4 protein-coding genes and 1 pseudogene are annotated in these 4,545 nt (G+C 66.1%); 4 read left to right on the plus strand and 1 reads right to left on the minus strand.

The genetic code is table 11. The annotated features are described in order from the left end of the window. Positions 1-284, minus strand: a pseudogene (locus tag B1964_RS10605) (class I SAM-dependent methyltransferase); the annotation flags it as partial. Between the two features lie 82 nt (positions 285-366). On the opposite strand from B1964_RS10605, the gene B1964_RS10610 reads away from it, so the two are divergent. The 4 genes from B1964_RS10610 (at position 367) to B1964_RS10625 (ending at position 4,503) form a co-directional block, all read left to right on the plus strand. Then, entirely contained in the window at positions 367-1,059 is a 693-nt protein-coding gene (locus B1964_RS10610; protein WP_006372814.1) for a hypothetical protein, read from the plus strand. After that, complete coding sequence (locus B1964_RS10615) at positions 1,059-1,571, plus strand: DUF2505 domain-containing protein (protein WP_006372813.1); 513 nt, start codon at positions 1,059-1,061, stop codon at positions 1,569-1,571. Before B1964_RS10610 ends, B1964_RS10615 begins: the two co-directional genes overlap by 1 nt. After that, on the plus strand, positions 1,564-2,355 hold the full coding sequence (locus tag B1964_RS10620; protein WP_170320246.1) for a nitroreductase family protein: 792 nt from the start codon (positions 1,564-1,566) through the stop codon (positions 2,353-2,355). Before B1964_RS10615 ends, B1964_RS10620 begins: the two co-directional genes overlap by 8 nt. A 369-nt stretch (positions 2,356-2,724) precedes the next feature. Continuing rightward, positions 2,725-4,503 carry a hypothetical protein gene (locus B1964_RS10625; RefSeq protein ID WP_244421223.1) on the plus strand — a complete coding sequence of 593 codons (1,779 nt, stop codon included), beginning with the start codon at positions 2,725-2,727 and terminating at the stop codon, positions 4,501-4,503. The last annotated feature ends 42 nt before the right edge of the window (positions 4,504-4,545 follow it).

The raw sequence follows: 4,545 nt of genomic DNA on the forward strand, positions 1-4,545 counted from the left end.
GAATCCAGGCCGCAGCCGATGTGCACGACGGTCGCCTGATCGTGTGCCGCGAGGAAGTCACGCGCCCAGAGGTCGTACTGTGCGGTGCGCACGGTCACGATCGGCGCCCACCGCGCGGTGACACCCAGCTCGCTCCAGTCGACGTCGAGTCGCTCCACCGCCTGCGGCGCGAAGCGATCTCCGAGAACCGGGTGCGGCAGAGCCGCATCGAGCGACTTCAGATACAGAGTGGTGAGCATGGTCTTGGCCGCGCCTTGCAGGTCAACGGCAACCTTGGTCGTCATGCCCCTCACTGTAGTACCGAATATGCCTGTGCGCCAACACTATTGGGTGCCCATCTCGGCGGGATGACAAGGGAGGCCGGAGATGACGCACGCTGATCCCGACGCGGTCGGCCGGCCGCAGCCCCGGGTTCTGTTGCTGTATTACAGCTACACGGGGCAGACCCGGAGCATGCTGACGGCCGCCGGGGACGTCTTCGCCGCGCACGGCTATGCGGTCGACGAGGCGGCGATCGAGTTCACCGACGACCGGTACGCGCGCCGATTCACGCGGTTTCCGATGGCCCGCGTGTGGCCCGACATGCTCAGTGTCCTGCCGGCCCAGGTTCGTAAGAAGACCGGATCGATCCGTGTGCCGGATTTCGTGACCGAGCGCCGCTACGACCTGGTCTGCATCGGATCGCCGACCTGGTGGAGCGCACCGGCGATGCCGATTCGCTCGTTCCTGACCTCACCGGTGGCCCGGCAAGTGCTGGCGGGCAGCGCTTTTGCCGTCTTCGTCGTCTGCCGCGACAGCTGGCGGGGGAATCTGAAGGAGGTCCGCGCACAGGGCCGCTGGCAGGGCGGGCGTTACCTCGGCAGCTTCGTCACGACCTACCCGGGTGGCCAGCTGCGCTCGATGCTCTCGTTGACCAGCTATCTCGGCTCCGGGGAGTACCGGAAAAGCTATCTGGGGGTACCGATCCCGATGACGAACATCGGACCCGACGACCTGATCCGGGTGCGCGAGTTCGCCGAGGACATCTGCGATCAACTCACCACCGCGGGAAGTGCCTGATGCCGCGCACATTCGAGGTTGCCATCACCTCCCCGCACAGCACCCGACAGGTCTTCGACGCGTTCGCCGCGGCCGCGTACTGGCACGACCGTTATGCCGCCTTCGAGTCGTCGACGACCCTCGACGAACTCGACAGGACATCGACGCCCGACGGTGAGTCGGTACGGCTGGTCATGACCGAAGACCTCCGCGCGGATCGCCTCCCGTCCTTGATCGGACGGGTCTACCCCGGTGAGCTCAAGGTGCGCACGACCGAGCACTGGCAGGTCGGCGCCGACGATCGTGTCCACGGCACGATCGAGATCACTGTCCTCGGGGCTCCCGGTTCCGGGCTCGGGCGTGCTCGTATCGAACCCGCATCCGGCGGGTCGCACATGGTCGTCGACGGCACCGTGGAGGTACGCCTTCCACTGGTCGGGGGGCGCGTCGAGAGTGTCATCGGCGCCGAATTCCGACGCCACATACCCGATGTCGGCCGGTTCACCACCGAATGGATCGACAACCATGACTGAGATCGCCTCGCCATCACCATCGCCATCACCATCGACACCGTCGCCGACACGCGAACCCGCACCGATACCGACCGTCGATGAGGCCTTGCAGCGGCTGACGATGCCGCTGCAGGAGGCCATGATGACCCAGCGCGCGATTCGGCGGGTCCGTCCCGATCCGGTCGACGACGAGCTCGTACTGACCTGCATCGAACTCGCGCAGCACGCGCCGACCGGCAACAACGGCCAGCAGTGGGAGTTCATCGTCGTCAAGGACCCCGCGGTCAAGGAGAAGCTGGCGCGACGGTACCGGCAAGCGTGGAATCTGTACTCACGCTTCGCACTCCGTCATCTGGTCCGATCCGACGACGCCACGCGCCGCACCATCAAGGCCGTCCAGTGGCAGGTCGACCACTTCGCCGAGATCCCGGTCCTGGTGGTCGCCTGCCTGCGCCTCGGTGTACGAGAGGGGCGGCTCACCGGTGTGCGCATGCCGCATCCGGCCGAATCCGGATACTGGGGATCGATCTATCCCAGCGTGCAGAACCTGCTGTTGGCCGCTCGGGCAATGGGTCTCGGTGCGTCGCTGACCACGATGCCATTGTGGAACCTCACCTCGGTACGTCGAACCCTCGAGCTGCCCGTCAACGTCACCCCGATGTGCATCGTGCCCCTGGGCTGGCCGCGGGGGCGATACGGCCCATCGGCGCGCCGGCCCGTCGGGGAGGTCACCCATCTCGATGGTTACGGAGGCCGAATCTGGCTCGGGCGACTCGAGGAAGAGGCACCGTATGGCAACCCGTGACGACGTAGGCGCCCGGCTCTTCTCCCGCTGGTCGAGGTGCGAGCCGCGTGCGGCGAGCACTGCGGCGGATTTCGGGAGAGCCACCCGGCTCTTCTCCCGCTGGTCGAGGTGCGAGCCGCGTGCGGCGAGCCTCGAGACCACCCGCGCCGACGCTGGTTCCGCTGACCCCGCGGTGACGACAACACCTGTCATCGCACCGGGTCTCGAGGCCCTCGCCCCAGCGGGCTCGGACACCTCGACCACCGGAGAAAACACGCGGCCCAATCAACGCATCGAATTGTCCAACCGCGATCCACACGCGGCAACGGGAGGGAACACACAGTGATGACGAAAACATCGATGACGAAAACAGCGGTGACGAAAACAGCGATGACGAAAACAGCGGTGACGACGACAGCGAGACAACGCTCACCGCATCGGGGTTCACGATCGGTGGTCGCCGCCATGGCCGGTGCGGGAGTGGCCGCGGCGATCGGCGCGCAGGTCGCCGCGCCCGGCGCGCAGGCGCACGCCGAGACCTCCATCGCCAACATCCCGACGAACATCTACCAGACCTTGGCCAACATTCCCGCCGTGCAGTATCAGGCACTGCAGCAGACCACCAAGGCGTTCAACGACTCCGGTAACTGGTGGGTGTACATCCCCACCAATGTGGTCGGCTTCGATCAGCAGGACTACGAGAAGGTCAAGGCGATCAGTCTGCTGCTGATGCCGGTGCCGTTGGTCGCGAATGCGCAGTCAGACCAACTCTGGATGACGCTGGCCTCGTTCGCACCGATGACACCGAACTGCACCGGCGTTCCGGGGCCGTGTAGCGATCCGCTGTACTTCTTGCAGTACGGGCAGGTTCCGGCCTGGGAACTGGTGACGGGCTACACCTTCCCGGAGATCAGCAACACGATCGATCCCAACGACGCGACCTACACCACCGCTGACGGAACGGTGGTGAACATCCAGCCCTTCTGGTCGGGGGAGACGGTCCACCTCGATCTGCTCGGCCCGCTCAAGGCAGTATGGGAAACGCTCACCCAGGACCCGACCGGCGTGCAGCAAGGGCCGACCACCGCACAGTGGGCCAGCGCGTACGGCGACTTCGCCGAAGCGGTGTGGAACGGGCTCAATCCGTTCGTGCCGGGCACGTACTGCCTGCCGTGCCAGCTGTTCGGCGCACAGGGTGCGCCCGGGTCGTTGCCGAAGTTCGGGCTGTTCGGCAAGTACTACACGGCCTTCGACCTCGGGCAGCAACTGACCGACGGCAACTGGGTGGAGAATCCCGCACCCGGTTACGACGATCCGGATCGCCCCGACTACGTCCAGGTCACCAACCTGTGGACCGCGCAGGCGTGGCAGCAGATCTACACCGACGCCGTCACCTCGGTGGATCAGTCACTCGCGATGATTCCGCAGCTGCCCACCCTGATCCCGCAGAATCTCGAGGCCTTCGGCACGCAGGTCGATGCGTTTGCAAAACTGTTGGCCGCCAACGTGGTCACCAACATCAACGGACTCGGCCAGGCCGCCGGGATGACCGGAACCTCGGCCGAGCAACTCGCCGAGATGATCCGTGAATCGATCCTGAACGCCGTGCCCACCGCCGGTTCTGCCGCCGGGAGCACCGGAACTACCACGCCTGCTCTCGCGGCGACATCGCCGACGACAGCTGTCAAGAGCTCGGTCACCTTGTCTTCGGAGCAGGCATTGCGCGGGACGTCGGCGTCGGTCACCCCCACGACAACGACATCCACGAGTTCCCCGTCCACCACCGGCACCACCCCCGCGGTCTCGACTCCTACAGCGTCGACTCCTACAGCGTCGACTCCTACAGCGTCGACTCCTACAGCGTCGACTTCCGCACCGTCCACTTCCACACCGTCGACCCCGTCGACAACCACGAGCTCCGGTGCGCCGAGCGCCTCGAGTTCCGAGTCCGGTTCGAGCACAGCAAGTTCGAGCACAGCGAGTTCGGGGACGGCAAGTTCGGGCACGACAGACTCCGGGGCAAACGGCTCCGGCGCCGCAAGCACGTCGACCTCCGAGTCAACGTCGTCAACCGGGTCCTCGTCCAACACGACGTCGTCCGGGGGCTCATCGTCGAGCACCGGGTCGGCACCGGCCCCGTATGTCGGCAAGCACCGTGCCGCCGACTAGCCGGTCAGCGCTTGCTGCGCTGGCCGTCGCTGATGGCGGCCC

This window comes from Gordonia sp. i37, assembly GCF_002043085.1.
In the GTDB taxonomy this organism is placed as follows: Bacteria; Actinomycetota; Actinomycetes; order Mycobacteriales; family Mycobacteriaceae; genus Gordonia; species Gordonia polyisoprenivorans.

What these genes read in the sequence shown, in the direction of transcription:
- B1964_RS10610 (WP_006372814.1), top strand. Translation starts at nt 367, where the DNA reads ATGACGCACGCTGATCCCGACGCGGTCGGCCGGCCGCAGCCCCGGGTT.
- B1964_RS10615 (WP_006372813.1), top strand. Translation starts at nt 1,059, where the DNA reads ATGCCGCGCACATTCGAGGTTGCCATCACCTCCCCGCACAGCACCCGA.
- B1964_RS10620 (WP_170320246.1), top strand. Translation starts at nt 1,564, where the DNA reads ATGACTGAGATCGCCTCGCCATCACCATCGCCATCACCATCGACACCG.
- B1964_RS10625 (WP_244421223.1), top strand. Translation starts at nt 2,725, where the DNA reads ATGACGAAAACAGCGGTGACGACGACAGCGAGACAACGCTCACCGCAT.